Below are 25,569 nucleotides of genomic sequence, written 5' to 3' on the forward strand. Positions count from 1 at the left end.
CCACTCCTTATCCTATGAACGTCTTCAGTGTCTGAAGCATGGCCGTGCCGTCCGCTTCAAATTCAATCCCGCGGAACACGAACAACGACCAGGTAAACATAACGGCTACAATAACAAACAATCCCATGCAAATATAAGAAGAAACCCGCTGAGCGCGTGGACCGACCGTGATGCCCCAGCTGACCATAAACGACCAAAGTCCGTTCGTAAAATGGAAGGATACCGCGATCACGCTGATCAGATAAATAGTAAAGTAAAACGGCTGCGTTACGATGTCATGCATCCATTTACCCAGACCTTCATGCGTCACGTTGCCCAGGGAAACCTGGATCCGCGTCTGCCAGATATGCCAGCCGATAAAGAACAAGGCAATAATCCCCGTCACCCGCTGCAGCGTATACCGGAGATTGCGTTCGTGCTTGAAGCGGTTGTTATTCGGCTTGGCCTGAAAAGCGATATAAGTGCCGTAAACACCATGGTAAAGAAGCGGCAGCCAAATAAATAAAATTTCAAGCACCAGCACCAGCGGCAGGCTGTTGATCCACTTTACCGCGTCCCTGAATCCCTCCGGTCCGCCCTCTACAGCCGAGAAGTTGGTGATCATGTGCTCAAGCAGAAAAAAACCTAACGGAATGATCCCCAAGAGCGAGTGCAGCTTTCTGGAATAAAACCCTTTCATAAATGCGTTTACCCCTTTCACGATTCCGTCTTTGCCGATGATGGCGGTTACATTTTTTGAATATTTTCGATGCAAGCCGTCACGAAACGCCACATTATACCGATCTTCATACCGATCTTTGCGGATAAAATTCGATCCAAATCGTGGAGCGAATTCCGGACATTACATGTGAACAACTTGTGTCGCTTTAATGTTACTCTTTTTTATCTTATAATGGAATTGCAATATATTTATTAATCGTTATAACTTTTAGTTATATAGCGGGGAAACAGGACAGCCATTCAAAAGAGGAGCGACAGGCATGAACGAGGATTTATGGGTATTTGCCACCGTTGTGGAGCAGTCGAGTTTAAACAAGGCGTCAAAGCTGTTAAATTTGTCTCAGCCGGCCTTGTCCCGGAAAATCGCCAAGCTTGAGGAAGAGCTCGGGGTAGTCCTGTTCGAGAGGAAGGGCAAAAGGCTGGAGCTGACCGAAACAGGCCTGGCCGCTTACAACTATGCCGTCGAACAACGCTCGCGCCATAACGAATTTATGCAGTCCATTTCTCGTTTCAAAAGCCCCGTCCGGAACATTGCCACCGTAGGGGCAAGTTTGACCACGATTCAAACGACGCTCCCGCCGCTGATTGAAGCGCTGATGGATAAATATCCCGATACAGAGCTGAAACTGGTCACCGGCAAAACACATGAAATCGTGTCCCAGGTGAAGGAAAACAAACTCGATCTTGGCGTCATCGCCTCTTCGATCTCCGATCCCGGACTGCAGTGCGTCCCTTTGTTTCAGGATCACCTGATGCTGGTCGTGCCCCGCAAGCACAAGCTGACGCGGACCGGCCGTGCTGTAGTGATGGAGGATTTGAACGAACTGCCGATGATCACCTTCTCCAAAGATACATGGTATCGCAGGCTGGTCGACAACCTGTTCGGCAAATATGCGGTGAACCCCGACACCCGAATGGAGATCGACTCCTTTGAAGCCATCGTGCGGCTGCTGCCGATCTGCAAAGCCGCCGCCCTGCTGCCCCGTTCTTATTTGCGGCCGCAGCTGCTGCGTGATAACGAGCTCGTTTCGCTGCCGATGAAGGAACTGGGCGAAACGCGGCGCGCCACCTGCCTCATCTATCCGCTGCAGCCCGAGAACGGCAGCCAAGCCCTGGAATGGGCAGCGGAGATCAAGGATTTGTTCCGCAGCAGTCTGTCCTTTCCGGCTGAAGAATCTTTAATGTGAGAAGACGCTATCCGCGCGCATAAAAATAAAGGATGCCTCTGCAAAGGGGGCATCCTTTTAAGCTCTATCATTTATCGCTTATCATTAATCATTAATCATTTATTCCGCTCAAAAATGGAACGGACAGCCCTGCTTCGGCGGTCGTCCTTCGTCGTCCGAATGAGACGTGCCAACTGGATCTGCCCCTTCTATTTTACGGCTTGCTCCGGCACTTGTTCTGTCACCTGCTCCCTCGCTTCCTTCGCCGCTCCCCGGCCCGTACGGCCGATCCTGGTAGACATAATTTGGCGAGACCTCCCGTTCCTGATAAGGCCTGTCCCAAATCGGCGTCGCCGCCGGAGACAGCGGCGGGATCAGCCAGGTCCAGCGGCCGTTGACCTCCCGGCCTTCCGCTGCTTCCCGCTCCTCGAATCTGACAAACTGCTGCGCGGCCGTATGATGATCCACGATGCTGACTCCGTGCCGCTTGAACGAATGCAGCACGGCCACATTCAGCTCCACGAGCGCTCTGTCTTTCCACAGCGTAGCCGGGCTGCTCCGGTCCAGGCCAAACACGTCCGCCACCTCGGGCAGCTTGTTATATCGGCTCTGATCAGCCAAATTGCGGGCACCGATCTCCGTCTCCATGTACCAGCCGTTAAACGGAGCTGCGGTGTAGCGCAGACCGCCAATCTCCAGCGCCATATCGGCAATAAACGGAACGCCGTACCAGCGCAGGCCCAGCCCGGCAAAAGCCGGGTTGTCCGGATGGGTCAGCGGCACCTCCAGCACAAGCTCCTCCGGCAGCGGGAACCATTCTGGTTCCTGACCGTCGATCTGAATGATCAGCGGCAGCACGTCAAACGGTGTGCCTGCCCCCTCCCACCCGAGGCGAAGCGCCTCACGGGTCAGTTCCAGCGAAGCTGGGTCGCCCAGCACGCCATCTTCCGTCTCATAACCGGCATAACGAATGAATTGATGGTTCCAGATGCGGATTTCCCGTCCTTCCATAGCCTGACGAAAAATCGTAATCGTCGGCTTGACCTTGCCTCCATTGGTAGCGGTGCGCATATGCTCAAAAATAGCCTCCGCCACCTCCGATGCCGTCTCAAGCTGACGGGCATCGCGCACCACCAGCGAATCCCAGAACAGACGGCCGATGCAGCGGCTGCTATTGCGCCAGGCCGCTTTGGCCCCAAATGCCAATTCTTCGGCAGTATGACAGTAAGTGCCTGTTTTCACAAGACTTGACGTAATTTCGTTAATCCGGCGTTCGGCTTCTGCCGGGTCTTTACCCAGCTCCGAATAGCTGGACCGGATGAAGGCCGCGGCATTTTCCAACAGAGCCGCAGCCGTATGATTTTTCAACACTTCCAAACATCCCTTTCTCCGGACAAAAGCTTGAAGCCGTTTACCGGCAAGTGCCGGCGCACCGCTTATAAAGACTCCTGTTCATATTCGTCTATGGCAGTCTCGAATTCATGAATGCTGTTATTGTTGCCTATAACCACCATTATATCATTCGTGTTCATCAAGTCCATCGACGTAGGGGCAATAAGACACCCGCCGGGCTTCTGAACCGCGACAATGCTGCAGCCGAAACGGGAACGGGCATTGACCTCCCCGATCGTCTTTCCGTCAAGCGCGGACGGTACCGTCAGTTCTACGATGCTGTAATCTTTGGACAGTTCAATGTAATCCAGCAAATTTGGCGTCACCAGCTGATGGGCAACCCGAATCCCCATATCGCGTTCAGGAAAAATAACCCGGTCCACGCCAAGCTTCTCCAGAGCCCGGCCGTGCAGTACGGAAATGGCCTTGGCAACAACCTGGCGGATGCCCATTTCTTTGAGCAGGATCGCGGCGAGAATACTCATTTGAATATCGTCTCCGATCGCCACGATACCGCAGTCGAAATTGCGGATGCCCAGTGAACGAAGCATATCCTCATCCGTCGCATCCGCCACCACCGCATAGGTAAGAAAGTTGCTCATTTCATCGACAATCTCTTCATTCCGGTCTACACCAAGCACTTCATACCCTAAATCCATCAATTCAAGCGCGAGACTTGAACCGAAACGGCCGAGGCCGATGACGACAAATTGCTGATTTTTCATAGTTGATCTTTCTTCTCCTTATCCAATAATCATTACAATCATCATTATCCAATAATCATTTGGCCTTCCGGATGCCGGTACAATTCCCGGCCTTTTTTTGGGCCAAGCGCATAAGCTAGAGTAAGCGGACCCAGACGCCCGATAAACATCGTAATACAAATCACAATTTTTCCAAAGACCGTCAGATTTGTTGTCAACCCCATGGACAACCCCACGGTGCTGAAAGCCGAGGTCGTTTCAAACAAAATGCTCAGGAAATTGGCTGATTCCGTTGTAGACAGCACCATCGCGATAAAGATCAGCAGAAACAAAGTCAGCAGCGTAATCGTCAAAGCCTTAACAATCCGTTCTTGTACGATCCGGTACCGGAACATCACGATGTCATCGCGTCCCCTGATCATGGAGAACATCGCCCCGATCAGAATCGCAAAAGTCGTGACCTTGATCCCGCCCCCTGTCGAACCCGGAGCAGCACCGATAAACATCAGCACAATAATGAAGAACTGGGTCGCTTGACGCATCGAAGCAATATCCACGGTGACGACTCCTCCTGAACGGGGCGTAATCGACTGGAACAGCGAGCTCCAGATCTTACCTTCCAAGCTTAGCGGCTCGAGTGTTTGGGGATTGGTAAATTCAAACACAAAAATCACGATCGCGCCTATGACGATTAAAGCGCCGGACATGGACAATACTACCTTAGAATGAAGGGAAAGCCCGCGGTTCTTACGATAATCGACCAGATCCGAAATGACGATAAAACCAATTCCTCCGGAAATAATAAGCACCATGCTTATAAGGTTGATGATCGGATCAGAAACGTGCTGTGTCAAGCTTTGGAAGTTGCCCAGCAGATCGAAACCGGCATTGTTAAATAACGAGACCGCATGAAAGACACCATAATAAACAGCTTGGCGAAACGGCATCTCCATGGCCCAGCGCAAGGTCAGCGCCAAAGCTGCTGTACCTTCTATAATGATAGAATACACGATCACCTTGCGGATCAAGCGTACGATACCTTCCATCGTATTCTGATTCATCGCCTGCTGGAGCAGCAGCCGGTCTTTCAAGGAAATCCGCCGCTTCAGCACCAGCGAGAACAGCGTTGCCATTGTCATAAAACCGAGTCCGCCCACTTGAACCAGAGCAAGGATCACGATCTGGCCGAATGGTGTAAAAAAGGTCCCGGTATCCTTGACGGCTAGGCCGGTCACGCATGTCGCGGAGGTAGCCGTAAACAAGGCATCAATAAAGGATAATCTTCCTTCTTGATGAATAGAAATCGGCAGCATCAACAAAAAAGTGCCTATCGCTATAATGAAGGTAAAGCCCAGCACCAGGATCTGCGGCGGTGAAAATTTGCGTTTTTTCAAATCAGGCTTCTCCTTTTCATTTAGCTTCTTGCAGCATTCATACATTCACAGATATACAAAGCTTAGGATAACCCTTATTCTACTAAAATTCATATATATAAATTTACCCTTTTTGAACCCGAATACAACCTTAACCCTTTTCCCTGCAATCTGGCAAGCTTTAGCGCACATGTGTTATGTTACTGGAAGGAAATATAAACAAAGGAGTTGGCTTCTTGAAACCAAAAGTATTATGGACGCTTGCTGTCATCGGACTGATTCTATTTGTATATGCGCAGCTGGTTCCTGCGCTGAACAGCGGCTCATCCGAGGGCGGCGGAACGATCAGCAAAACCAAGGCCGTCCAGGCTGCATCCGATTTTGCGGCAAATACGCTGCAGTTCCCGGACATCCGGCAGGATCAGGCTGACGTTACTTATGCTACATTATCCGATGTATACGGGTATTTCTCCAAAGAGAATCTACTGACCAAATATAATGAACAATACAGCAAACAATTCCCTGCTGAGCTGTTTCGTGTAAAGTTCAAACACCCGGACAACCATCTGGATGCCCTGTACGTCGACGTGAACATGAAGGATGGCAATGTCGTCGGATTTTATGGCGGCGAGCAGTGGAATAAGAGCGTCAGGGATGAGCTGCTGAAATCCGCAGAGGGGACTGCCACAGTAAAGTCGATGGAAGGTGACCTTACTCAGGAGGAAAAAGAAAAGCTGGCCGCGCCTTTTGTGCTCGCGCTCGGCTTTAAGCCTGAACAACTCCAGCCTGCTGATTCAGGCGGGGTTGGCCTCGTTTATAATGTACAGGGCTACAAGGAAGGCGAAGCTCAGGGACAGCTTATTTTCCACTTTGAATATAATAAGGTTTCCTCACTGGAATCCCGCTTCACCGTTCCGGCCAGTCACACTGAATATGTGAATCAACAGTCGAAGCTGGCTACCTGGCTTACATTTGGCGGTTATGCCTTCCTCAGCTTTATTCTCGGTATTTTGGCGATCGTCTACAGTGCCAGAACCCGGCCGTACGCTTCTTTCAAGCGCGGCATTTTCTTAACGTTGTTTTATCTGTTCATTAATGTTGCCAGCACGCTGAATATGCTGCCCGCCTTTGAAGCGGAAGGTATCAGCGGCGCGACGCTGACATTTGCCATGGTGTTTCAGCTGATGACCACGCTGGTGATGACGGCCTCGATTTATTTCTCTTTAGTCGGAGGCGACGGCCTCTGGAGAGAGAAAGGCCGCAACATGTGGCTGCGCGCCCAGGAAGCCGGATACGGCAGTCACGTTCTGCGCAGCGCACTGAACGGTTATGCCTGGGCGCTGATCCTGCTGGGCGTTCAGTCCCTGATCTATGTCGCGCTCGGATTGACCCTGCATACTTGGTCAACGACCGATGAAACACAGTCGCCGTACAACATGGTTTATCCTTGGCTGTTCCCGCTGATGGCCTGGATGGCCGGCATCGGCGAAGAAGCCGTTTACCGGTTGTTCGGCATTCCGATGCTGAAGAAGATCGTGCGCAGCACCTTTGCGGCCAGCCTCATTACCACGCTAATTTGGGCGTTCGGCCATACGCTTTACCCGATTTATCCGGTCGTTTCCAGACCGATTGAGCTGACCATTATCGGCCTGCTGTTCAGCTATATTTTCCTGCGGCACGGGTATATTGCGGTTATGTTCGCGCATGTCGTGTTCGACAGTCTGCTCATGGGCCTGAGCTTGATCACAATGGGCAGTGCCGGCAATGTGCTGATCGGCATCATTACCTTTGCCATGCCAGCGATCGTCGGTTATCTGATCTCCGTATTCCGGCCTTCGAAACCTGGAACGGGAACTCCAGGTACAACTGGAACCCCGGGTACAATCGGTACAACGGGAACTCAGGGATCTCTGTCCGATCGTTTGGATGAAGGCAAACCTTTATATTAAGAAAAGCTTATTAAGCTTAAAAAGAATCATATAAAAAGACGCTGCCAACCTCTAGGGATGACCCCTTAAAGGTTGGCAGCGTCTTTTCGTATTTGCCTGCTCGGAATGGCGAGCCGAGGCCTATTCCTCCTGCCTACCCTCTTGCCTATTCCTCAGGTTTGCCGCGTCCATATCGAACCGCGTTGTAACGTTCAATGATGGTTTGCACATCCTCAGGAGAACGTTCTGTCCATGCCAGATTTGAAGTCATCGAGCTCCCGTTCTCAGCCGGCGTGCGGCTCGGACGGAAGGTATACCCTTTCCTTACCGCCCGGCGAATCAGGCTTTCATAGGCCCGCCGCGGATCGTTGCCGTCTTCATCGCCGAAGCCTTTCCGCCGGCGCATGAAACCTCGGACGCCCCGGGAGCCGGTCTGGAGGCGGTCTATTCTCTCCACCTCATCCACGAAATCAACAGCTTCGGCCGGCATCTGACGGATCGAACGCAGCAGACCCAGCCGGTAAGCGAGACTGCGCAGCAAACGCCGGATTCGCTCCGGCAGCCATCTGCGGATCAGCCGGTATATTCCGAATCCTAGCAGCGCTGTGACCAACAGTCCAATCAAAGCCAGAACGACATAGCCGGCGATCTCCAGCCACAGCGGATTCCGGGCCGGACCCTCGTCCATACCGGCCAGGTTTGGCATTTGGGCCGGCTCGGCCGGCATAGGCGGCGGTTCCTGAGGCGGCGCATCGGACTCCAGGAAGGAGAGCAGTGAACGAAGCCCGTCACGCAGCAGTAAAATAAGGCTGCCAAATCCTCTCCAGCCGCCGAGCACAGCTATGACCACAATGACTACCCACGTCAACGAACGGTTCACCGCAAGAATCCGGCGGAATAACGGAAGGTCCGTTTCCTGGGCGTGAGAAGCATAATAAACCCGCTCCCCGTTCCAGCGCAGCAGCAGCATAAACAAGACGAGCATTGCAATCACATACATTGAAGTTCGGTGAGGCTCCAGGACGGCGACCTGACCCGCCGTAATGTACATCACCAGAGCTGCGCCCAGACCGATCAGCGGCAGCCGAAGCGGTGCAGAGGCCAACCACTGCTTGCGGCCTGCAACGAGCCCGCGGACCGCAGCCGCAAGCAGAGCCGCCGCGGCCACCACAGCCGGGAGCCCGATGCCGAGAACAGCTGCGGGCAGCAGCAGCGCCGCGGCTATCAATAAGGACGTGCCCAGGCGCGAGCGGGCCATGCTGCCCTGCGCACGGGCTATACCGAGCAGCACAGCCGCGGCATGAGCAAGCCATAGCACAAGCAGGAACAACAGCGGAGACTGATGCACGGCATACGCCGTAAGCAGCACAATAAAGGGATACACCGCTCCGGCTTCCAGCAATGAGAAGCTCAGCGTTTTCCCGAGTCCGCTAAACCGGCGCTTGCGGGAGGCGGATAAAGGCGGCGCAGACTGGTCCGCCGGATTCCCCGGATGTGAGACTCCAGAGGCTGCCAGGGTTGCATGGATTTTTGAAGTTCCATGATTTTCTGGGATTGCATGGCTGTCTGGAGTTGCACGGTTTTCTTGGGTTGTATGGGCTGCAGGTTTTAACGGGTTCATACCGCCGCCTCCTTATCCCCGGGCCAGCCGGCAAGCGTGACCCGGTGTCCCTGCTGTTCCAGCAGCCGAATGCCTTCACGGACCGGCTCAGACACATGCGCGGTAACCAGCAGATAATCAAGGGCTGTCTCGTGTTCACGTCCGGCCTCCAGACGCAAATATTCGAAAAAGGACATCCGGATCTTCATCTCCGCCGCGGCCATTGCCTCCAGGATTTGCTCCAGCTGAGCCGCCCCGTAATCCGGTTCAAGCCGCAGCATCGCCTGGTTCTCCGGCCGGACCCAGGCGTTATGGCCAAAACCTGCGGCCATCCCCTGATGAATCAGCGATGCCGCGCAGGTACCCGCGTAAGAGAACGCCTCTTCAACAATCTCCGGCCGGGTCACCACATTCCACATGTGCTCGGACTCTTCGACATTCAGCAGGATCATCACCTGCGGATCGGCGGTAAAGCCGTTTTGATGGACCTGTAATTCCCCCGTGCGGGCCGTTGCCTTCCAGTGAATCCGGTTCATGGAATCCCCTGGGGCATAACTGCGAATGCCGGTGATCAGGAACGGATCTTGAACGATCCAGCGCCGCACGGCCAGCTCGCCCTGCCACGTCTTCCAGGAGGAAGGCAATTCGTCCTCTCCGAGCAGCGCCGGATAAACGACCAGACGTCTGCCGAGAACAATCTGCCGTGTCGGCGTGAACAAGGCAAACAAATCCCCTCCGGTCATCGTCGCGGAATCAATTCGGTAAATGCCCCGTCGGACGCACTGAATCTGGTGCGTACGTGTGATCCGGGTTCGGGGACGGATGGTGAACAAGCTGGTGTGGTTCTGATAAATATTCCCTTCACTGATTGTCATTTCACGGCTTCGTTTGAAGATCAGCGAAGAAGGCAGCATCGCTTCGAGGCGCAGCCAAGGAACGGGAAGGATTTTGCCGTTCTCGATGATCTCAACCATTTCGATCCGATCTCCTGTATAACAGGCCTCCGTACTGAAATGCCGCTCATAAGTCAGCTTTCTTAATGAACTTCTGCCCAAGATCAATCCCTGCAGCACCAGCGTCAGGCCGCAGGCCAACAGCAGCCACAGCAGCGCCATTATTTCACGCCGCTTTCCAGTCCGGTTTCGCTCGGAACCGCAACCTGTTCCATCACTTCAAGCAGAATACGACGGGCGGCCTCCTGCTGCGCTCCGTAGCGCTTCTTCAGCACAAGCCGGTGGGCACAAACCGGAATAAGCAGATGTTTAATGTCGTCCGGCAGCACATACTCTCTTCCCTTCAGCGCGGCAAAGGCTTGACTCGAACGAAGCAGAGCCTGGGTTCCGCGCGGGCTGATGCCCAGTGCCGCTTCGGCGTGGGTTCGGGTTGCTTCGGCTAACGCAACGATGTAGCCCATCAAATCCTCATTCACCTCAACCTGAGCGCACAAGCGCTGGGCCTCCAGCACCTCCTCGGCGGACGTAACCGGCTGGGCCCGATCCGGACTCAGGCCTGACACGCCGGCTGTTCGTTTCAAAATTTCCCGTGCTTCCGACGAAGAAGGATATCCCAATTTCATACGAATCATGAAACGATCCATCTGAGCCTCTGGGAGAGGAAACGTTCCTTGGTTGTCCACCGGGTTCTGCGTGGCCAGCACCATAAACGGCCTGCCCAGCTCCATGCTCTCCCCGTCAATGCTGACCTGCCGCTCTTCCATACATTCGAGGAGACTGGACTGCGTGCGGGGAGTCGCCCGGTTGATTTCATCGGCCAGAATAATGCTGGAGAACAGCGGACCCGGCCGGAATTGAAATTCGCCTTCTTTTTGATTATAGAAATGAATGCCCGTCAAATCCGAAGGCAATAAATCAGGCGTAAACTGAATCCGCTGAAAGCTCAGCGACAGGGAAGCCGCCAAACTTTTAGCCAGCATCGTTTTACCGGTTCCTGGCACATCCTCAAGCAGCACATGCCCGGATGCCAGAAGGGCCGTCAGCAGCAGCTCCACCTCATCTTCCTTCCCTACAATCACCTTGCCGATATTCTCTCTCAGTTTTGTCGTCAGCTCGCGAACGGGTTCCACGTTCATGTTTGTTCTACCATCCTTCCGGAAGCGATTGCCTGTTCCAACAATCTTATTTTTATGAAATTGAAGCGCTTGCAATAAAAAAGATAAGGTCCATTTGTTTTATTCTATCACCGCCCCCTTCCTATTTCACTACTCCACAAAAAATGAAGCGCTGGCAGAGGTGTTTTACCTCTGTATTTCTGCACTCATCCGGGAGCCCTGTCTCCTCTTCCCGTTCGATTCTCAAATTTTTTAATAAATATTTTAAAAGGTGATCAAACCGGAATTTAGGCTAAATCGTTTTCTCTAACATGAAAGTTAAAACTAGGAGGTTATAGACCATGGGGAAAATCAAAAATCTGCTGGCTGCGGCCGCACTCGGAACCACGCTTATACTGCCGGCCTTGTCTGCAGCGGCTGCAGACAGCACCAATACCGCCGGGGGAGCGGCCAGCGTTCAGCCCGCAGGCACTCATCTGATCACGGATGGCCAAACGGCGGCCCAGTTCAAGCTGCTGCTCGGCGACGGTCAAGGAGTGAATGGCGATTATTTAGCCAAAGACACGACGAGAATCCAGGCTGCAATCATTTCGCTGCGGCTGCAGGGCAAGCTGACTCAAGCCGAAGCGTTCAAGGGCAGCGCCAATTTTGCTGACGCCAAACTGGTGAACGCGGACAACCGCCAAATTCTTGCCTTTCTGCATGCCAATCCGCAATACGGCTGGAACGGCGTAACCGGCAATAGGTTCGATCCGCTGGCCAAAATCAGCTCCCAGCAGTTGTACAAAGTGCTGCTCGAAACGCTCGGCTTCAAAGCCGGCACCGATTTTAATTATAACGATACCGAAGCTTTTGCCGCAGGCAAAGGGTTGAATCAAATAGCAGGCGTGCCCGCTTTGACCAACGGCCATCTGGCAACCGCACTGGTTGAAGCCTTGTCCGCGAACACCCAGTCCGGCCAAACGCTGTTTGGATCGCTGCAGCAAAACGGTGTTATTGCCGCGACGGCCTCGCTGCCGGCCGGTGACCGTATCACGCTCCGCACCGATGCCAAGCTCGGCCGTTATTTGGCCGACAGTCAGGGACGTACTTTATATTTCTTCTCGAACGATGCCGGAAATCTGGATGCCTGTCAGGGACAATGCCTGGCTACCTGGCCGTTTCTGGACTCGGATCAGCTGCAGATTCCTGCCGGTCTAAATCCGTCCGATTTCACATTGGTTACTCATGCCAACGGCACCAAGCAATGGATGTATAAAGGCTGGCCGCTGTACCGATTCATTAAAGACAGCAAAGCCGGAGACGTGCTGGGGGAAGGCGTGAACGGCATCTGGACCGCAGCCAAACCAGATTATCGCCTTATGCTTGGAGCCAACGCCGAATTGGGCAAATATCTGACAGACAGCGAAGGCCGAACTTTATATTATTTGACACAAGATATGCCGCAAATGAGCGTATGCGACGGACCTTGCCTGGTGGCCTGGCCGGCGTTTGACGCTTCCGGAAGCCTGCCTTCTCTGCTTAAAGAGCAAGATTTCGGTTCGATCACCCGTCCCGACGGAAGCAAACAAGCGACCTTCAAAGGATACCCGCTTTATTACTTCATCAACGATAAGAATCATGGGAATACAACCGGTCAAAATGTGGAGAACGTCTGGTTTGTAGTGAATCCGGAGACTTTTACAGGCAGCATGGGAGACGGCATGGGAGCGGGGATGAATTCGGCGTCGGGAAACAAAGATGATTCCCAGCCGAATCAGCCAGCCGGGCAGCCTTCCCAGCAGTCTACAGCCAGCCAAACGGCCAAAACTTATACGGTGAATATCAAGGATTTCTCCTTCGGGGCTCCGCTGACCGTCGAAGCCGGCTCCAAGATTACCTTTACCAATCTGGATGACATGGAGCACAGCGCCGCTGCTGATAACGGCAGTTTCGCTACTCCGCTGCTGGCCAGCGGTGAATCCTATACGATTACCCTCGATAAACCGGGTACCTACAGCTATCACTGCCAGGTGCACCCTTCGATGACGGGGACCATTATTGTCCAATAAGGGGATGAAATTCGCGTGAAAAAGAAAACCGCTATGACCGCTTTAGTTCCTGTCTTCGCTGCATTACTTGTGCTGTCTGCCTGCGGCAATTCAGGCAGCGCCAATAACGCTGAGGAGGCGGGAGCCTCTGCCGCTCCCGCCTCCTCAGCCTCCGCCCCGGCAGAAGCCGGGGAACCCGGCACCCCGGCATCCGAACCTGTTGACGGCTCAGCCGACTCGTCAAATCCAGCAGCCGGCACGGAACACGCCATTGACATCAGCAATTTCAGCTTCTCGATGGGGACGCTGGAAATCCATCCCGGCGATACGGTTACGTTCACTAATCATGATGACGTCGCCCATTCAGCCACGGCGGATGACAACTCCTTCGATACCGGGCTGCTGGGCAAGGATGAGTCAAAGACGATTACCTTCGATAAGGAAGGCGAAATCAGCTATCACTGCTCAGCCCATCCGGGCATGCAGGCTAAAATCGTCGTCAAGGCATGAGTTGTCATGCACTTAGCAAGCTTCCAATTCATCGATCGTAACCGCATTCTTATAAAGCAAGAGTACCTTCCAGGTTCTCTTGCTTTTGCCTATCTTTTTATTCATCTTTAATGTCGGATTTTCTGGTACGATGAAGGCAAGCTATTTATCTATTTTTCAAAGCCGATTCTGGAGGCATCGACATGCATAACCTTTCTGATTACGAATTGATGCTGCTCGTCAAGGAAAAGCGGCAGGAAGCATTATCTATTCTTTATGACCGGCATGGGGGCCTCATCTATTCCTTTGCCATCAGATCCGTCCGGAATGAACAGGCCGCCAGGGAAATTGTCCAATCCGTCTTTATCCGTTTATGGACCACGGAATCCGGCTATAATCCCGAGAAAGGCCGGTTCACAAGCTGGCTGGTGACCATCACCCGGAATATAGCGACAGATTGGCTTCGTAAGGAACGACGAATTAACGAGGGAGTCACTTCCTTTGTCCCTGAACAGTTTGATCAAATTCCCGATGACGGGGTATCTCCGGAAGCAAGCGCAGAGCGGGAATCGCTCAAAAGGCAGATCCGCGCCGCTTATCGCTTCCTTTCCCGTCAGCAGATTGATCTGCTGGAGCATTTTTATTGGCAGGGATATACCCTGAAGGAGCTTTCGCTTCATTACCGGGAACCGCTCGGAACGGTCAAGAACAGGCTGCATCAGACGCTCAAAGTACTGCGCCGACATTTGATTGTGGAAGGAGAAGGATGAGAGTGAACGAGGAACGCACACCGTTATGCGATTTATGCCTGGATGTAGTCACGAATGGGTGTACGGAGGAAGAACGGCTTGCTTTTGAGCGTCACCTTCCAGGCTGTGAGGCCTGCCAGGCCGAAATGAAAGAATTGCGGGAAACATGGGAGGCGTTATCTGCAGATATGAAATGGATGAGTCCGCCGGAGGATTTGAAGGAGCAGGTGTTGAACGCTGCGTTTGCCGCAGACCAGCCGGAGCTTGAGCCCGTGCAGGAGCAGGAGAAGGCACCGGTGAAAATGTTCCATATCGCTGGAAGCGAGCAGGCAAGAAGGCGCGCCGTGCGAAGAAGCCGGTTTATGACCGCAGCGGCTTCCATAATGCTGGTATTGTTCCTGGCCAGCGCAAGCTGGAACTATAAGATGTATAACGAGCAGGCCGCAGATCCGATGCCTGTTGAGAAAGCGCTGAGCGTGTCCGCTTCCCAGATCAAAATGGCTGTTCCGCTGCATACCCAATCTGCAGAGTATGCTCAGGCATACGGCTTCGCGTGCATCGTGGACAACGGGAACAGCAAGCAGTTTGTCGTCTATGTCTATGGAGCGCCGGAGACCGCCGCCAGCCAGGCTTATCAGGTTTGGCTGATTAAGGATGGCGTACGGACAAGTGCCGGGACATTCCGGGTCCGTACGGAAGGAAACAACACCAGCCTGGGCGTCCTCTCCATGCCGATGAAATCGAGTAACCTCAAATTCGATGCCATCGGCATCACGTTAGAGCCGGATGACAAAGGAAGCCAGCCGCGGGGAGAGAAAATGTTTTCTTCTATTTAAGGAGTTGAGGAGCTAGAGATCTAGGAAGCTAAGGAGCAAAGAAGCCAAAGAAAAAGAACAGAAAGAAGAGCCGTCCTCAGGACGGCTCTTCTTCATTTAAAGCCTCTATAATGCGGGCGGCAAGCTTGTCACCGATCGACAGCGGCCGGAAATCCTCGACGGAGGCCTCTTTCATTTTCTTGATGGAGCCAAAATGCTTCAGCAGCAGCTTGCGCCGCTTCTCCCCGATCCCGGGGATCGAATCCAGCTTCGAGGTGACCATCGATTTGCCCCGCTGTTCACGGTGGAACGAAATCGCAAACCGGTGAACCTCATCCTGGATCCGCTGCAGCAGGTAAAATTCCTGGCTGTCACGCGGCAAACGAACCGGTTCCGGCGGATCACCGACCATCAGCTGGGCCGTTTTATGCTTGGCATCTTTGACAAGACCGCAGACCGGGATAAACAGCCCCAGCTCGTTCTCCAGCACATCGATCGCAGCGGAGATTTGTCCTTTGCCGCCGTCAACGACGATTAGATCGGGCTGCTGCAAATTTTCCTTCAATACACGTTCATAACGGCGCCGGATAACCTCGCGCATCGTTTCGTAATCGTCCGGTCCCTGAACGGTTTTGACTTTGTATTTACGGTATTCCTTTCGATCCGGTTTGCCGTCCGTAAACACAACCATCGCTGAAACCGGGTTGGCTCCCTGAATGTTGGAGTTATCAAAAGCCTCGATGCGGTGTATGGACTCCAGTCCAATATATTGACCCAGATTGTCCGCCGCTTTGGACGTCCGCTCCTCGTCACGGGCAATGAGACGGAATTTCTCGTCGAGCGCTACTCGGGCGTTGTCCGTCGCCATCTTCACCATCTGCTTCTTCAAGCCGCGCTGCGGCAGCAGCACTTTGACGCCCAGCCATTCCTGCAGAGAAGCCGCTCCGCCGGACGCCTCCACCCCGCCTTCCAGCATGGTCTCCTGTTCCTGTTCTAGTTCCTGATCCTGGTCTTGTTCTGTATCGCCCTCTGTAGCCGTATAAGCAGCAGCACTCTCCGCCACCAGACCTTCGGCGTTGGCCTGAGTCTCAGCGCCCTCCTCATCAGACTCGGACAAAGAAGCTGCAAGTGCAGCCGGCCCGGCTGCTGCTTCGTCCTCATGCGGTTCAGGCAGCAGAATCTCCTGCGGCAGCGCCGGGTTATCGCTGTAATACTGAGTGACGTAAGACAGAAAATCGCCGTAGGCGTCTCCGTAGAACGGAAAACTTGAGGCGTGGCGTTCAATCATTTTCCCTTGGCGCATGTACAGAATCTGCACACACATCCAGCCTTTATCGACTGAGAACCCAAATACATCGCGGTCCCGGGCATCCGCCATCGTAATCTTCTGCTTCTCCATCAGCGCATCGATATTGATGATCTGATCCCGCAGTTCCTTCGCACGCTCAAAGTTCAGCTCTTCCGCGGATTCCTCCATCTTGCGCTGCAGCTCTTTCTTGATCTCTTCATGGCCGCCACTGAGGAAACGGGTAATTTCCTGGGTAATGTCCTCGTACGTTTCTTTGCCCACTTCCTGCACGCAAGGAGCCATGCATTGGCCCATATGGTAATAAAGGCAGACTTCCTTTGGCATGACGTTGCATTTGCGCAGCGGATACATCCGGTCGAGCAGTTTCTTGGTCTGCTGAGCGGCATAGGCATTCGGATACGGACCAAAATATTTGGCCTTATCCTTGACCACTTTCCGGGTCACCTCCAGCCGCGGATGCTGTTCGTTTGTGATCTTGATGTAAGGGAACGTTTTGTCGTCCTTCAGCAGGACGTTATAACGCGGCATATGTGTTTTGATTAGGTTGCACTCGAGAATGAGCGCCTCCATATTACTGCCGGTTACGATATATTCAAAGTCACGGATTTCCGAGACGAGCCGCTGGGTTTTGCCGTTATGGCTGCCTGTAAAATAGGAACGGACCCGATTTTTCAACACTTTGGCCTTACCTACGTAAATGATCGTGCCTTCCCGGTTCTTCATTAGATAACAGCCGGGAAGATCCGGGAGCAGAGCAAGCTTGTGGCGGATCGCCTCCAGCGCTTTCTCCTGCCCCTGTATATTTTCTATATGTGAATCCACGCAACGTTCTCCTCTCCGCATGGAATGTCTGAAATCCCTAATCAGGATCAAATTAAGCTTAACCTCTATATTATACCCGAACCTGCGTTCTCGCGAAAGAGAACGGCCAAGCATTCCCGGCCCAGCTGCCGGTGCAATTTATCCCATCAACAAAGCTGCAGCAATAAAAAGAACGCCCCCGGTTCGGCCGGAGGCGTTCTGTTCAGCTATTCATGTTTAATCTTGATTAGCTGAATCTTATTGGTGTTTCGTGATCAAGCTCTTCAAAGCTTCTTTAGAGTTGACACCTACTACTTTGTCAACCGGTTGGCCGTCTTTGAACAGGATCAAAGTCGGAATGCTCATAACGCCGAAACGGGATGCGGATTCAGGGTTTTCGTCCACATTCACTTTCGCGATTGTAGCATCAACCTCGCCAGCCAGTTCGTCCAGAATTGGAGCGATCATTTTGCAAGGTCCGCACCAAGGAGCCCAGAAGTCAACCAAAACAGTGCCTTGGCCTTCCACTTCATTCTTAAACGTTGAATCGGAAACATTAACGATTGCCATTTGTATCTCCTCCTATAAAAGTATTGAGCTCTGCAAAGTTTGCCCTGTCAGGCGGTATTATCATTCATTACCCCCATCAAAACGTAGGCAAAACCCAAACTTCACTTGATAAATTATATTGTGTCCAATACGACACGGGGTCATTATAACATTTTTTCAGCAAATAGGGAATGGGAAGCGACTTGTGAAAACACATCTTCACGCGATCTTCACGTTGCCCGCCGCTGGTTGCTCCCGTTCACTGTCACTACATCCACAAACGGAGCGATCCGGTCCATCAGCCGCTGGCCTTTATAAGCCTCTTCGCCATCTTTGCTTGTAAAGCTGAGATGTTTCTCCAAATCAGGCAGGTCATAATTGGACGTATAAAAAGTAGGCCGGCGGTTCATTCTATAATTCAAAATAGAACCCAGAATATGATCCCGGACCCAGGGATTCAGGTTCTCTGCGCCGATATCGTCAAAGACCAGCAGATCGGCCTCGCGCATCGTGTCTACCATTTCCTTAAGCCGCTGGTTGTCCTGCATGACATATTTGACTTCTTCCACAAACTCAGGCATATACACAATTACGCCGGTGTAGCCGGATTCGGCCAGCTCATGAAGCAGGTAGGACATCAGGAATGTTTTTCCCGTGCCGAAATGGCCTTTCAAATAAAGCCCTTTGCTGGACAGACCGTTCGCCTGGACTTCGTTAATATACTGCAGCACCCGACCCACGGCAGGGGCCCTGTTCATGTCTTTGGACACAATCTCAACAGCGTTATACCCTTCCTTAAGCGCCCGTTCGTCAATGTAAAAGCTTCTGATTCGCTTCCGAACCTCCGTCTCATGCTGGAAAGCCAGCTGTTTGGAGCAGGGCACCTTGCGCTCATACAAATCAGGTGCAGCCGTTACCGTCTCCACCGTCAGCTTCGTATAATGCCCTTGAAAATCGTTCGGGCAGCGTTCGAGCCCCGGACAAGCCGCGCAGCTGCGGCTGTCTTTGACGTACTGGTACAGCTTGCCCAGATGAAGCGTAAGCTGGCTGCGATCCAGCTCCGGATGAAGCTGCAGCAGTTCGGCAATCAGCGGATCTTCAAACAGCTCTCTCATGACACGTTCGGAACGGGCTTTGAGCTGCGGACTTTGTATTTGGGACAGCAGTTCGCCCAACGATTCCATGTTTCCGCTCCTCCGTTTCCTAATCTATTCAAATTGTTCGGTTTTATTTCTTTTGGCCGTTTTGCATCTGCTCTGCCATTCTGAGCAGCTCGGCAAACTCTTCTTCCGACAAGGTTTTATCTGTATTCACCGCGCTTGGCACGATGGGAATTTCCGGTTTCGGTTTATTGCCCCTGGAATAATTACGGCTACGCCCACCGGCGGCAGCGGAAGTACCGCCTTCCTTCACAGCCTTATTCAGCTTCTCTTGCTCCCGGATGTAACTGACCGCCTTCTCATAGGTCGTCACCTGCTTAAGCAGCATATTGGAAGCGATCGTTTCCACGAATTTGCGGTTGATCCGCTGTTCGCCTCCTGCTGTAAGCAGCATCATCAAATAATGGATTAATACATTGATAACTTCACCGGGCAGCTTATAATTCATATCGATTTTCTCAAAAATATCAAGGAGATTATCCGGTACCGTCCCCGGAAAAAATTTCGGCAGCAGCCGGGTGTGCGGCTCATTGCGGAGCATCATGTTATATTGATGCACATCGCATTTCCCCTGCAGCTGAGGCGGCACCTCCAAATAAAATTCCATCTGCACGGAGTATTCCTCCGGCATTTCCTGGGCTTCCTGATTCTCCTGGCGCAGCGCCACCACTTTGCCCATGGCTGCGCTGCGTTCCTCCTGGCGTTTCTTGCCCTGACGGAAATGGAGGTTGGCTTTGTGCTGAAGCGCGTCAAGCTGCAGACTGCCATCCGCGGCAAAAATCCCGTCCTCGTCCAGCAGCCGGCACAAATCCTGTATGTTAAGGTCATATTTACGGGCCGTGTAGTTGACGGCGCCCATTTTGTCCTGATCGAAACGCAGGGACTCTACATGTTTGCGATTAACGGAACCGCGAGGGAAACGCATGATGATGTCCGCGTAATTAAACAGCGGCTCCTCCTGTTTTCTCTCCGGCTGTCTCGAAATCGCCATTTCCGAAATCGCCTGCTCCAGCTCGTAATCGATCGTATGTGTATTTAATTGAAAAATATCGTAAAAAGGCACGGTCAAATTTTCTTTATTGGTAGCCCGGCCATATTCGGCAGCTTCCCGGCTGAACATTTGCTCCTGCAGCGACAACACCGCGAATTTCCCCAGTTTGTCCCGGAGCAGAAGCGTCAGGTGCTGGGTTTTGAAAAATTCCGACGGTGTCAGCGGCGGCTGAAGCTCGTATTCATATAAGTAATCTTCGCTTTCCGGAACATAGACCCGGCTGCACTGCAGCAGCCCGACCGCCTCCAGTTTGGAGGCTTGTTCAATCAGCAGCTTGCGCCCTTTCTCACTTGGTTCTATGCCTAGAGATAAGAACAGATGGCGCTGCTGTTCCAGCTTCGAATAACCAACTTGTTCCAGAGATACCTGCCCAAACAAAAAATGATAGAGTGCAACGGCAAAACCGCCTACCATCGGCTGGTAAATCAGACTGAGCATTTTTTGTCCAACGGTACCAAGATCAAAGTCGCGATATACGCAGTAACGGTGGTTTTCCGTAAAATGATGAAGATTATGAATGCGCAAAACGCTATCGCTCCTTTCCGGCTAAAACGTCGTTTCTCTATTCTATCACAAAACTTTTCGACTTGAATCGCTAAATATAAACAATTCCGAATCCAAAAAAATCCCCGGATCCAACCTTATCCCCTTGAAAAATAAAACAACCCCTGACGGAAAAACGTTCTCTCGCTTCGAGAAACTTTTTTCTGCACAGAGGTTATCCAGTAGTTATTAGAAATCTAGGGCTTCGCTTTTTTCTCAGCTAAAAAATTTCTGACCTCTTCAATCGGTATGCCTGACTTTTTGGCGGACAGCATTAGAAAAAACCAATCCTTATGAACATCAGCTTCGTTTGGGTTGATTTCAAGAACCTGGGCCGGTTTATCCAGAAAAACTCCTCCTATACTTCTTCAGAGTTCCCAGGCAATCCGGCCGTCGTAGTATCGCTACCTTAGACCCGTGACTTTGTGCCCCTGCCTTTCAGCAGGTTTACCCTTCAACTGGTTATTTTCACTATCCATAATGCAGTCCAGTGTTTGTCCTTTTTTATTATAATATGAACCCTCCGCAAAAGTTTGTCATTTCTCGTCCTCCATCCTTGTCCTTTTTTGCCGTTAATCCGGCTAATTTTACGCGGACTGCTTACATTTTGTCGCAGCCTCTTGTCCATCCGCTTTAATGAAATCCTTCCCTTCTAGTTTTGTTCTTAATAGCGAATTAAAATGTTTTAAATATTGCAATTCAGAGAGGAAAAGCGAGAAAACGAAAGGTTGATTTAGATAATCGTTCGTTATTGAGAATATTTCATCTTTCTTGACGTTTTATTTTATTGGCCTGAAGGCTGTATGATTAGTCCCAGAAACGTTCTTAATAACGAACAATACTTGAGATAAACGTTCGCAAGAAGGGAATGATGGGTATGCGCCGTACCAGAATGGCCGCACAGCGTAAAAGAAGGGACAAACGGAGAAAAACCTGGATTACCCGTTCCCTTCAGTCCGGAATGGTTTTATCAAGCCTGTTCGTTGGTCTTTCGCATCAGACCGGTACAACCTATGGGAATTTTAACAGCTTCCAGGAAACCAACGGGGAGCTTGCCATTTGCAGCATTTTCCCCTCCGACCTTGAAGCCCTCTTAACCCGTCTATCCGATGTGCTGGCGCAGGCGGGCCTGCAGCGTGAACAGCTGCAGCTGAACGCCGTCATGGACTACGGCATGCCTGACGCTGCCTTGTCTTCTGTCTTCGCCGCGTCTTCAGGCTCAAGTCTTGAAGAGATGAAAGCAGCAGAAGCCGGACTTGACGCACAGCGTGAAGGCCTGCTGAATAGGCTGGACATGCTGAACGCCCGCTTGGCAGCTAATGATGCCGCATGGATGGAGCTTCAGCAGCTCGCCGGTTCGGCAGCCGGACTGCTCCAGGAGCTTATGCAGGCTGTGCGCGATAATCAGCCGAATTGCACGGAAATCAGGCAATCTGCAGAATTAGATGCGGTTTCGGCTCAAATGAACCGTGAGCCCCTCTTATCCGGATCTTTGTCTGCAGCAATACAATCCCTTTTGGCTTATTTAAGGGAAGTCCAAGCCGCCGGCAGCCGGACAGAAGGCGATCCGGATGCGCTTGAAGCGTTCCTGCAGGACAGCGGAAGCCCCCTTGCCAAAGCCTACTCGCTGCTGGAACCGGGCGATCTTGTCGGGAACCAGCCGCTAAATGAAACCCTCATTTCTCATAACCAGCAGATAACGAGTCAGCTGGAATCGGGGATCTCGGCGATAAACGGGCAATTAAGCGATATTGGAGCCAAAATCTCCGCCCTTCGCGCGGCAATTGAAACCGAACAGGCCCGTCTTGAAGAGCAAGCACGCCTTGAAGAACAGGCTCGTCTTGAGAAGCTAGCTCAACAAGAAAAAGAGGAAGGCGATCCCGCACTGAAGCCCGAGGCTGATCCAACAGACCCGTCTGCTTCTGATCAGGCTCCTGATCCTACTTCTGATCCATCAGCTTCGGATCCTAGTTCCGATTCGTCGGCTGTTGACCCGGCTGATTCAGATCCTGCCTCCAATCCGGCTGATTCCGATCAGCCTGCTCCTGACCAGGCTTCTGATACGGCTTCCGATCCGGCGGATCCAGATCAGTCTGCTTCCGACACAGCTTCCGATCCCGTTCCGGACTCCACCTCTGATCAGACTTCCGATTCGCCGGTTTCCGATCCGTCAGTTTCCGATCCGTCACCCTCTGCTCCGCCCGCTTCCGAGTCTGAGCCTTCCAGCTCAGCGCCTGCAGAAGCCGTTCCAGCCGAACCTGCAGCTCCGGCGCCTGCAGCAGCGGACGAAAACATAGGCAGCAGCCCTGAAGCTTCCAGCAGTCCGGAGACAGAGACTCCAGCGGCACCGTCCCCATAAATTTAAATGAATTCGTAGAGGAGAATGAACATGGTTCGAAAATTGTTTAGCAGCATGCTTTCAACCCTGCTGCTCCTTGCCTTCATCGTGATGGCCGTAGCCGTCGTGATTTCCAAGGCCAGCGGCGGTACACCCAACTTTTTTGGCTACCAGATCAAAACGGTGCTCTCCGGCTCCATGGAGCCGGGCATTCAAACCGGATCGATTATAGCCGTCAAGCCGGGCGGCGATATGACCCGTTTCTCCCCAGGCGATGTTATTTCCTTTAAATCCGGGGATAAAATCATCACTCACCGCATTGTCGACGTGACCCAAAATGGCTCTTTAAATCAGGTCATGTACAAAACCAAAGGCGATAATAATGATGCGCCCGATTTGGATGCCGTCCCTTCCGGAGATGTCATCGGCGAATATTCCGGCTTCACCCTCCCCTATGCGGGTTATGCCATGACCTTCGCCAACTCCAAAGCCGGCAGCCTGCTGCTGCTTGTGGTTCCAGGCCTGCTGCTGTTCGCCTTTTCGCTGTTCTCCTCCTGGAAAGTCATCTCGCGCCTGGAGAAAAAGGAAGGCACCAGCACCGGTTCTGATACGGGGACGGGTTCAGGCCCTGCTCCAAAATCCTTGTCTTAACCGATGCAGCAACCTGCTGCAAACCGAATACGGTGATTCTCCCGAAGTCTGTATAGCAGACCTAAGGAATCATATATAAAACTCTTATAGAGGGTAAATTTGAGGAGGAATTGATGATTATGGGTATCAAAAAAACATTGGCACTTAGCGTAGCAACAGCAGCTCTTGGCTTGACACTGATGGGTGGAGGTACATACGCTTATTTCAGCTCCACTGCTGAAAGCAGCGGTACTTTTGCGGCCGGTACTTTAGATCTTAGCGTAAACCCTACTACTGTCATCAATGTAGGCAACCTGAAACCTGGCGATACGGCGCAAAGAAACTTCAAACTCGTCAACAAAGGTACGCTTGATATCGCCCATGTCTCCCTGGCCACCGATTACACCGTAACTAACAAAGAAGGCGCTCCCGTCAACATCGCCGATCTTGGCGATTTTATCAATGTTCAATTTCTGATCAACCAGGACAAAGGCGACTCGGTCGTCTACTCGACTACTCTCGCCGATCTGAAGAAAATGACTCCTGACGCCGTAGAGAACAAAATCTTTATCCCGTTTTTTGAAGAGCGCGGAGGTTTGAAAGCCAACAGCGAAGACACTCTCACTGTAAAGTTCGAGTTTGTGGACAACGGCAAAGATCAGAACGAATTCCAGGGCGACTCGCTGCAGCTGAAATGGACCTTTACGGGCAAACAAGGCAGCGGGGACGAGAAATAATAGGGTTTAAAATGCAGATAAGCATCAGGCAAGCGCCTCCCTACACGGGCGGCGCTTTTTCTTTATCCCCTGCTCTATATGCCTCGTCGGAATTTTGATATAATGACTACTAAAATGTTCGGGAAGGGCGTCTTAAAGTGGCAGAACTATTGGGACAGCGCATCCAGCAAATTCGTCTGGCCAAAGGATTATCCCTTTCGGAGCTGGCCGAGAAAGCGGATGTCGCCAAATCTTATTTAAGCAATGTAGAAAGAAACATCCAGTCTAACCCTTCCATTCAATTTATCGAAAAGGTAGCGGAAGCTCTGGATTCCTCCGTCGCCTATTTGCTTTACGGCGAACACGCTGAGGAAGAATCACTTGATCCGGAATGGGCTTCCCTTGTTCACGAAGCCATGAACTCCGGCATTAGCAAAGAGGAATTCAAGCAGTTTCTCGAATTTCAGAAATGGAAGCTTAACCAAAAGGAGAACTGAACACTTTATGAAAATATCGTGAAGTCGTTTGCTCCCGGCTCTTGCATTAGCTACAATATTACATATCTTTCTTGAGGAGTGATTTCATGAGTGAAGCAGCTCAAACCCTGGATGGCTGGTATGCCCTGCACGATTTCCGGTCCATTGATTGGGCGGCATGGAAAGCGGCCGACGACGAGGAACGTGCCGTAGGTCTTGATGATCTTCGCGTGTTTCTGCAGAACTGGGCGGATACCGAAGAAGCTAAAACAGGCAGCACTGCTATCTATAGCATCGTTGGGCAAAAAGCCGATTTCGTGATCGTTCACCTGCGGGAAACGCTGGAAGAGCTGAACGCTCTCGAAACCGAATTCGATAAATCCACTTTTGCCGACTACACGGCCAAAAAGTTTTCTTACGTCAGCGTGGTCGAGCTGAGCAACTACCTGGGCAAAGGCGACGGCACCGATCCTCACGAGAAACCGGAAGTAATGGCTCGCCTCCAGCCGATCCTGCCCAAAACGAAACATATTTGCTTCTATCCGATGAACAAAAAGCGGGAGCTTGCCGACAACTGGTACATGCTCTCCATGGAAGAACGCCAAACGCTGATGCGCAGCCACGGCTTGATCGGCCGCAGTTACGCAGGCAAGGTGAAGCAGATCATTACCGGCTCGGCCGGCCTGGATGACTGGGAATGGGGCGTTACGCTGTTCTCCGATGACGCGCTTCAATTCAAGAAGCTGATTTATGAAATGCGTTTCGACGAGGTCAGCGCCCGTTACGGAGAGTTTGGAACCTTTTATGTGGGCAACCTGCTGACACTCGAAGGCTTCGAACAGCTGCTGAAATTATAAGACCGGCTTGCCAGCCTGTTAGAAAAATAAAAGGTCGGGCCGATGCTTCTGCATCGCCCGACCTTTATTTTATGGGGTTATACGCGGCCAGAGGCCCGCTCGCTC

Annotated in this window: 22 protein-coding genes and 1 riboswitch; of the genes, 11 read left to right on the forward strand and 11 right to left on the reverse strand. The window is 52.2% G+C overall.

From position 1 onward, the window contains the following. Positions 1–7: 7 nt before the first annotated feature. Entirely contained in the window at positions 8–679 is a 672-nt protein-coding gene (locus CBE73_RS09510) for a succinate dehydrogenase cytochrome b558 subunit (RefSeq protein ID WP_094096225.1), read from the reverse strand. A 301-nt stretch (positions 680–980) separates the two neighbouring features. Between CBE73_RS09510 and CBE73_RS09515 the strand changes: the two genes are divergently transcribed. Next, on the forward strand, positions 981–1,907 hold the full coding sequence (locus CBE73_RS09515) for a LysR family transcriptional regulator (protein WP_094094032.1): 927 nt from the start codon (positions 981–983) through the stop codon (positions 1,905–1,907). Between the two features lie 108 nt (positions 1,908–2,015). Here the strand turns inward: CBE73_RS09515 and CBE73_RS09520 are convergent, their stop codons facing one another. The 3 genes from CBE73_RS09520 to CBE73_RS09530 all read right to left on the reverse strand — a co-directional run bounded on the left by CBE73_RS09520 (position 2,016) and on the right by CBE73_RS09530 (position 5,421). Beyond that, positions 2,016–3,254, reverse strand: a complete 1,239-nt coding sequence (locus CBE73_RS09520; protein ID WP_229752637.1) for a nitric oxide synthase oxygenase — start codon at positions 3,252–3,254, stop codon at positions 2,016–2,018. A gap of 68 nt (positions 3,255–3,322) precedes the next feature. Next, complete coding sequence (locus tag CBE73_RS09525; protein WP_094094034.1) at positions 3,323–4,003, reverse strand: potassium channel family protein; 681 nt, start codon at positions 4,001–4,003, stop codon at positions 3,323–3,325. A gap of 44 nt (positions 4,004–4,047) precedes the next feature. Then, positions 4,048–5,421 carry a TrkH family potassium uptake protein gene (locus CBE73_RS09530; RefSeq protein WP_094094035.1) on the reverse strand — a complete coding sequence of 458 codons (1,374 nt, stop codon included), beginning with the start codon at positions 5,419–5,421 and terminating at the stop codon, positions 4,048–4,050. A gap of 170 nt (positions 5,422–5,591) precedes the next feature. Between CBE73_RS09530 and CBE73_RS09535 the strand changes: the two genes are divergently transcribed. Continuing rightward, the gene (locus CBE73_RS09535; protein ID WP_229752621.1) at positions 5,592–7,304 is read left to right on the forward strand and encodes a CPBP family intramembrane glutamic endopeptidase; all 1,713 of its coding nucleotides are present in this window, start codon (positions 5,592–5,594) and stop codon (positions 7,302–7,304) included. A gap of 145 nt (positions 7,305–7,449) precedes the next feature. Here CBE73_RS09535 and CBE73_RS09540 read toward each other — a convergent pair whose 3' ends face one another. Genes CBE73_RS09540 through CBE73_RS09550 form a run of 3 tightly spaced genes read right to left on the reverse strand, consistent with a single transcriptional unit; the run spans position 7,450 to position 10,972 of the window. Beyond that, positions 7,450–8,904, reverse strand: a complete 1,455-nt coding sequence (locus tag CBE73_RS09540) for a DUF4129 domain-containing protein (protein WP_094094037.1) — start codon at positions 8,902–8,904, stop codon at positions 7,450–7,452. Beyond that, entirely contained in the window at positions 8,901–9,998 is a 1,098-nt protein-coding gene (locus tag CBE73_RS09545; RefSeq protein ID WP_094094038.1) for a DUF58 domain-containing protein, read from the reverse strand. Before CBE73_RS09545 ends, CBE73_RS09540 begins: the two co-directional genes overlap by 4 nt. After that, entirely contained in the window at positions 9,998–10,972 is a 975-nt protein-coding gene (locus CBE73_RS09550; RefSeq protein WP_094094039.1) for an AAA family ATPase, read from the reverse strand. Before CBE73_RS09550 ends, CBE73_RS09545 begins: the two co-directional genes overlap by 1 nt. Before the next feature lie 320 nt (positions 10,973–11,292). On the opposite strand from CBE73_RS09550, the gene CBE73_RS09555 reads away from it, so the two are divergent. From CBE73_RS09555 to CBE73_RS09570, 4 genes are all read left to right on the forward strand, one after another. Next, positions 11,293–13,002, forward strand: coding sequence for a cupredoxin domain-containing protein (locus tag CBE73_RS09555; protein WP_094094040.1), 1,710 nt, complete (start codon positions 11,293–11,295; stop codon positions 13,000–13,002). A 15-nt stretch (positions 13,003–13,017) separates the two neighbouring features. After that, complete coding sequence (locus tag CBE73_RS09560; protein ID WP_094094041.1) at positions 13,018–13,491, forward strand: plastocyanin/azurin family copper-binding protein; 474 nt, start codon at positions 13,018–13,020, stop codon at positions 13,489–13,491. Between the two features lie 182 nt (positions 13,492–13,673). Then, positions 13,674–14,240 carry an RNA polymerase sigma factor gene (locus CBE73_RS09565; protein WP_094094042.1) on the forward strand — a complete coding sequence of 189 codons (567 nt, stop codon included), beginning with the start codon at positions 13,674–13,676 and terminating at the stop codon, positions 14,238–14,240. Between the two features lie 2 nt (positions 14,241–14,242). Beyond that, positions 14,243–15,055, forward strand: coding sequence for an anti-sigma factor (locus CBE73_RS09570; RefSeq protein WP_157739478.1), 813 nt, complete (start codon positions 14,243–14,245; stop codon positions 15,053–15,055). A gap of 76 nt (positions 15,056–15,131) precedes the next feature. Here CBE73_RS09570 and uvrC read toward each other — a convergent pair whose 3' ends face one another. The 4 genes from uvrC to CBE73_RS09590 form a co-directional block, all read right to left on the reverse strand. Next, on the reverse strand, positions 15,132–17,165 hold the full coding sequence (uvrC, locus tag CBE73_RS09575; protein WP_268237152.1) for an excinuclease ABC subunit UvrC: 2,034 nt from the start codon (positions 17,163–17,165) through the stop codon (positions 15,132–15,134). Positions 17,166–17,402: 237 nt separating this feature from the next. Beyond that, positions 17,403–17,714 (reverse strand): thioredoxin, encoded by a 312-nt coding sequence (gene trxA / locus CBE73_RS09580; RefSeq protein ID WP_094094044.1) that lies wholly within the window; start codon positions 17,712–17,714, stop codon positions 17,403–17,405. A 209-nt stretch (positions 17,715–17,923) separates the two neighbouring features. Further along, complete coding sequence (gene dnaI, locus CBE73_RS09585) at positions 17,924–18,877, reverse strand: primosomal protein DnaI (RefSeq protein ID WP_094094045.1); 954 nt, start codon at positions 18,875–18,877, stop codon at positions 17,924–17,926. 43 nt (positions 18,878–18,920) lie between these two features. After that, the gene (locus tag CBE73_RS09590; protein ID WP_094094046.1) at positions 18,921–20,429 is read right to left on the reverse strand and encodes a replication initiation and membrane attachment family protein; all 1,509 of its coding nucleotides are present in this window, start codon (positions 20,427–20,429) and stop codon (positions 18,921–18,923) included. Positions 20,430–20,824: 395 nt separating this feature from the next. Then, positions 20,825–20,909: riboswitch (cyclic di-GMP riboswitch) on the reverse strand. Between the two features lie 415 nt (positions 20,910–21,324). On the opposite strand from CBE73_RS09590, the gene CBE73_RS09595 reads away from it, so the two are divergent. The 5 genes from CBE73_RS09595 (at position 21,325) to hemQ (ending at position 25,464) form a co-directional block, all read left to right on the forward strand. After that, entirely contained in the window at positions 21,325–22,806 is a 1,482-nt protein-coding gene (locus tag CBE73_RS09595) for a hypothetical protein (RefSeq protein WP_094094047.1), read from the forward strand. A gap of 30 nt (positions 22,807–22,836) precedes the next feature. Continuing rightward, complete coding sequence (gene sipW / locus CBE73_RS09600; protein WP_308420933.1) at positions 22,837–23,436, forward strand: signal peptidase I SipW; 600 nt, start codon at positions 22,837–22,839, stop codon at positions 23,434–23,436. Between the two features lie 119 nt (positions 23,437–23,555). Further along, entirely contained in the window at positions 23,556–24,152 is a 597-nt protein-coding gene (locus CBE73_RS09605) for a TasA family protein (protein WP_094096227.1), read from the forward strand. A 137-nt stretch (positions 24,153–24,289) separates the two neighbouring features. Then, positions 24,290–24,628, forward strand: coding sequence for a helix-turn-helix domain-containing protein (locus CBE73_RS09610; protein WP_094094049.1), 339 nt, complete (start codon positions 24,290–24,292; stop codon positions 24,626–24,628). Positions 24,629–24,714: 86 nt separating this feature from the next. Continuing rightward, positions 24,715–25,464 carry a hydrogen peroxide-dependent heme synthase gene (gene hemQ, locus CBE73_RS09615; RefSeq protein ID WP_094094050.1) on the forward strand — a complete coding sequence of 250 codons (750 nt, stop codon included), beginning with the start codon at positions 24,715–24,717 and terminating at the stop codon, positions 25,462–25,464. Positions 25,465–25,569: the final 105 nt, after the last annotated feature.

It is taken from the genome of Paenibacillus physcomitrellae, from assembly GCF_002240225.1.
In the GTDB taxonomy this organism is placed as follows: domain Bacteria; phylum Bacillota; class Bacilli; order Paenibacillales; family Paenibacillaceae; genus Fontibacillus; species Fontibacillus physcomitrellae.

Coding starts and splice junctions, on each gene's coding strand:
- sipW (WP_308420933.1), top strand. CDS start 22,837: ATGGTTCGAAAATTGTTTAGCAGCATGCTTTCAACCCTGCTGCTCCTT.
- trxA (WP_094094044.1), bottom strand. CDS start 17,714: ATGGCAATCGTTAATGTTTCCGATTCAACGTTTAAGAATGAAGTGGAA.
- CBE73_RS09515 (WP_094094032.1), top strand. CDS start 981: ATGAACGAGGATTTATGGGTATTTGCCACCGTTGTGGAGCAGTCGAGT.
- CBE73_RS09540 (WP_094094037.1), bottom strand. CDS start 8,904: ATGAACCCGTTAAAACCTGCAGCCCATACAACCCAAGAAAACCGTGCA.
- CBE73_RS09510 (WP_094096225.1), bottom strand. CDS start 679: ATGAAAGGGTTTTATTCCAGAAAGCTGCACTCGCTCTTGGGGATCATT.
- CBE73_RS09565 (WP_094094042.1), top strand. CDS start 13,674: ATGCATAACCTTTCTGATTACGAATTGATGCTGCTCGTCAAGGAAAAG.
- CBE73_RS09525 (WP_094094034.1), bottom strand. CDS start 4,003: ATGAAAAATCAGCAATTTGTCGTCATCGGCCTCGGCCGTTTCGGTTCA.
- CBE73_RS09595 (WP_094094047.1), top strand. CDS start 21,325: ATGCGCCGTACCAGAATGGCCGCACAGCGTAAAAGAAGGGACAAACGG.
- CBE73_RS09555 (WP_094094040.1), top strand. CDS start 11,293: ATGGGGAAAATCAAAAATCTGCTGGCTGCGGCCGCACTCGGAACCACG.
- hemQ (WP_094094050.1), top strand. CDS start 24,715: ATGAGTGAAGCAGCTCAAACCCTGGATGGCTGGTATGCCCTGCACGAT.
- CBE73_RS09605 (WP_094096227.1), top strand. CDS start 23,556: ATGGGTATCAAAAAAACATTGGCACTTAGCGTAGCAACAGCAGCTCTT.
- CBE73_RS09550 (WP_094094039.1), bottom strand. CDS start 10,972: ATGAACGTGGAACCCGTTCGCGAGCTGACGACAAAACTGAGAGAGAAT.
- dnaI (WP_094094045.1), bottom strand. CDS start 18,877: ATGGAATCGTTGGGCGAACTGCTGTCCCAAATACAAAGTCCGCAGCTC.
- CBE73_RS09545 (WP_094094038.1), bottom strand. CDS start 9,998: ATGGCGCTGCTGTGGCTGCTGTTGGCCTGCGGCCTGACGCTGGTGCTG.
- CBE73_RS09530 (WP_094094035.1), bottom strand. CDS start 5,421: ATGTATGAATGCTGCAAGAAGCTAAATGAAAAGGAGAAGCCTGATTTG.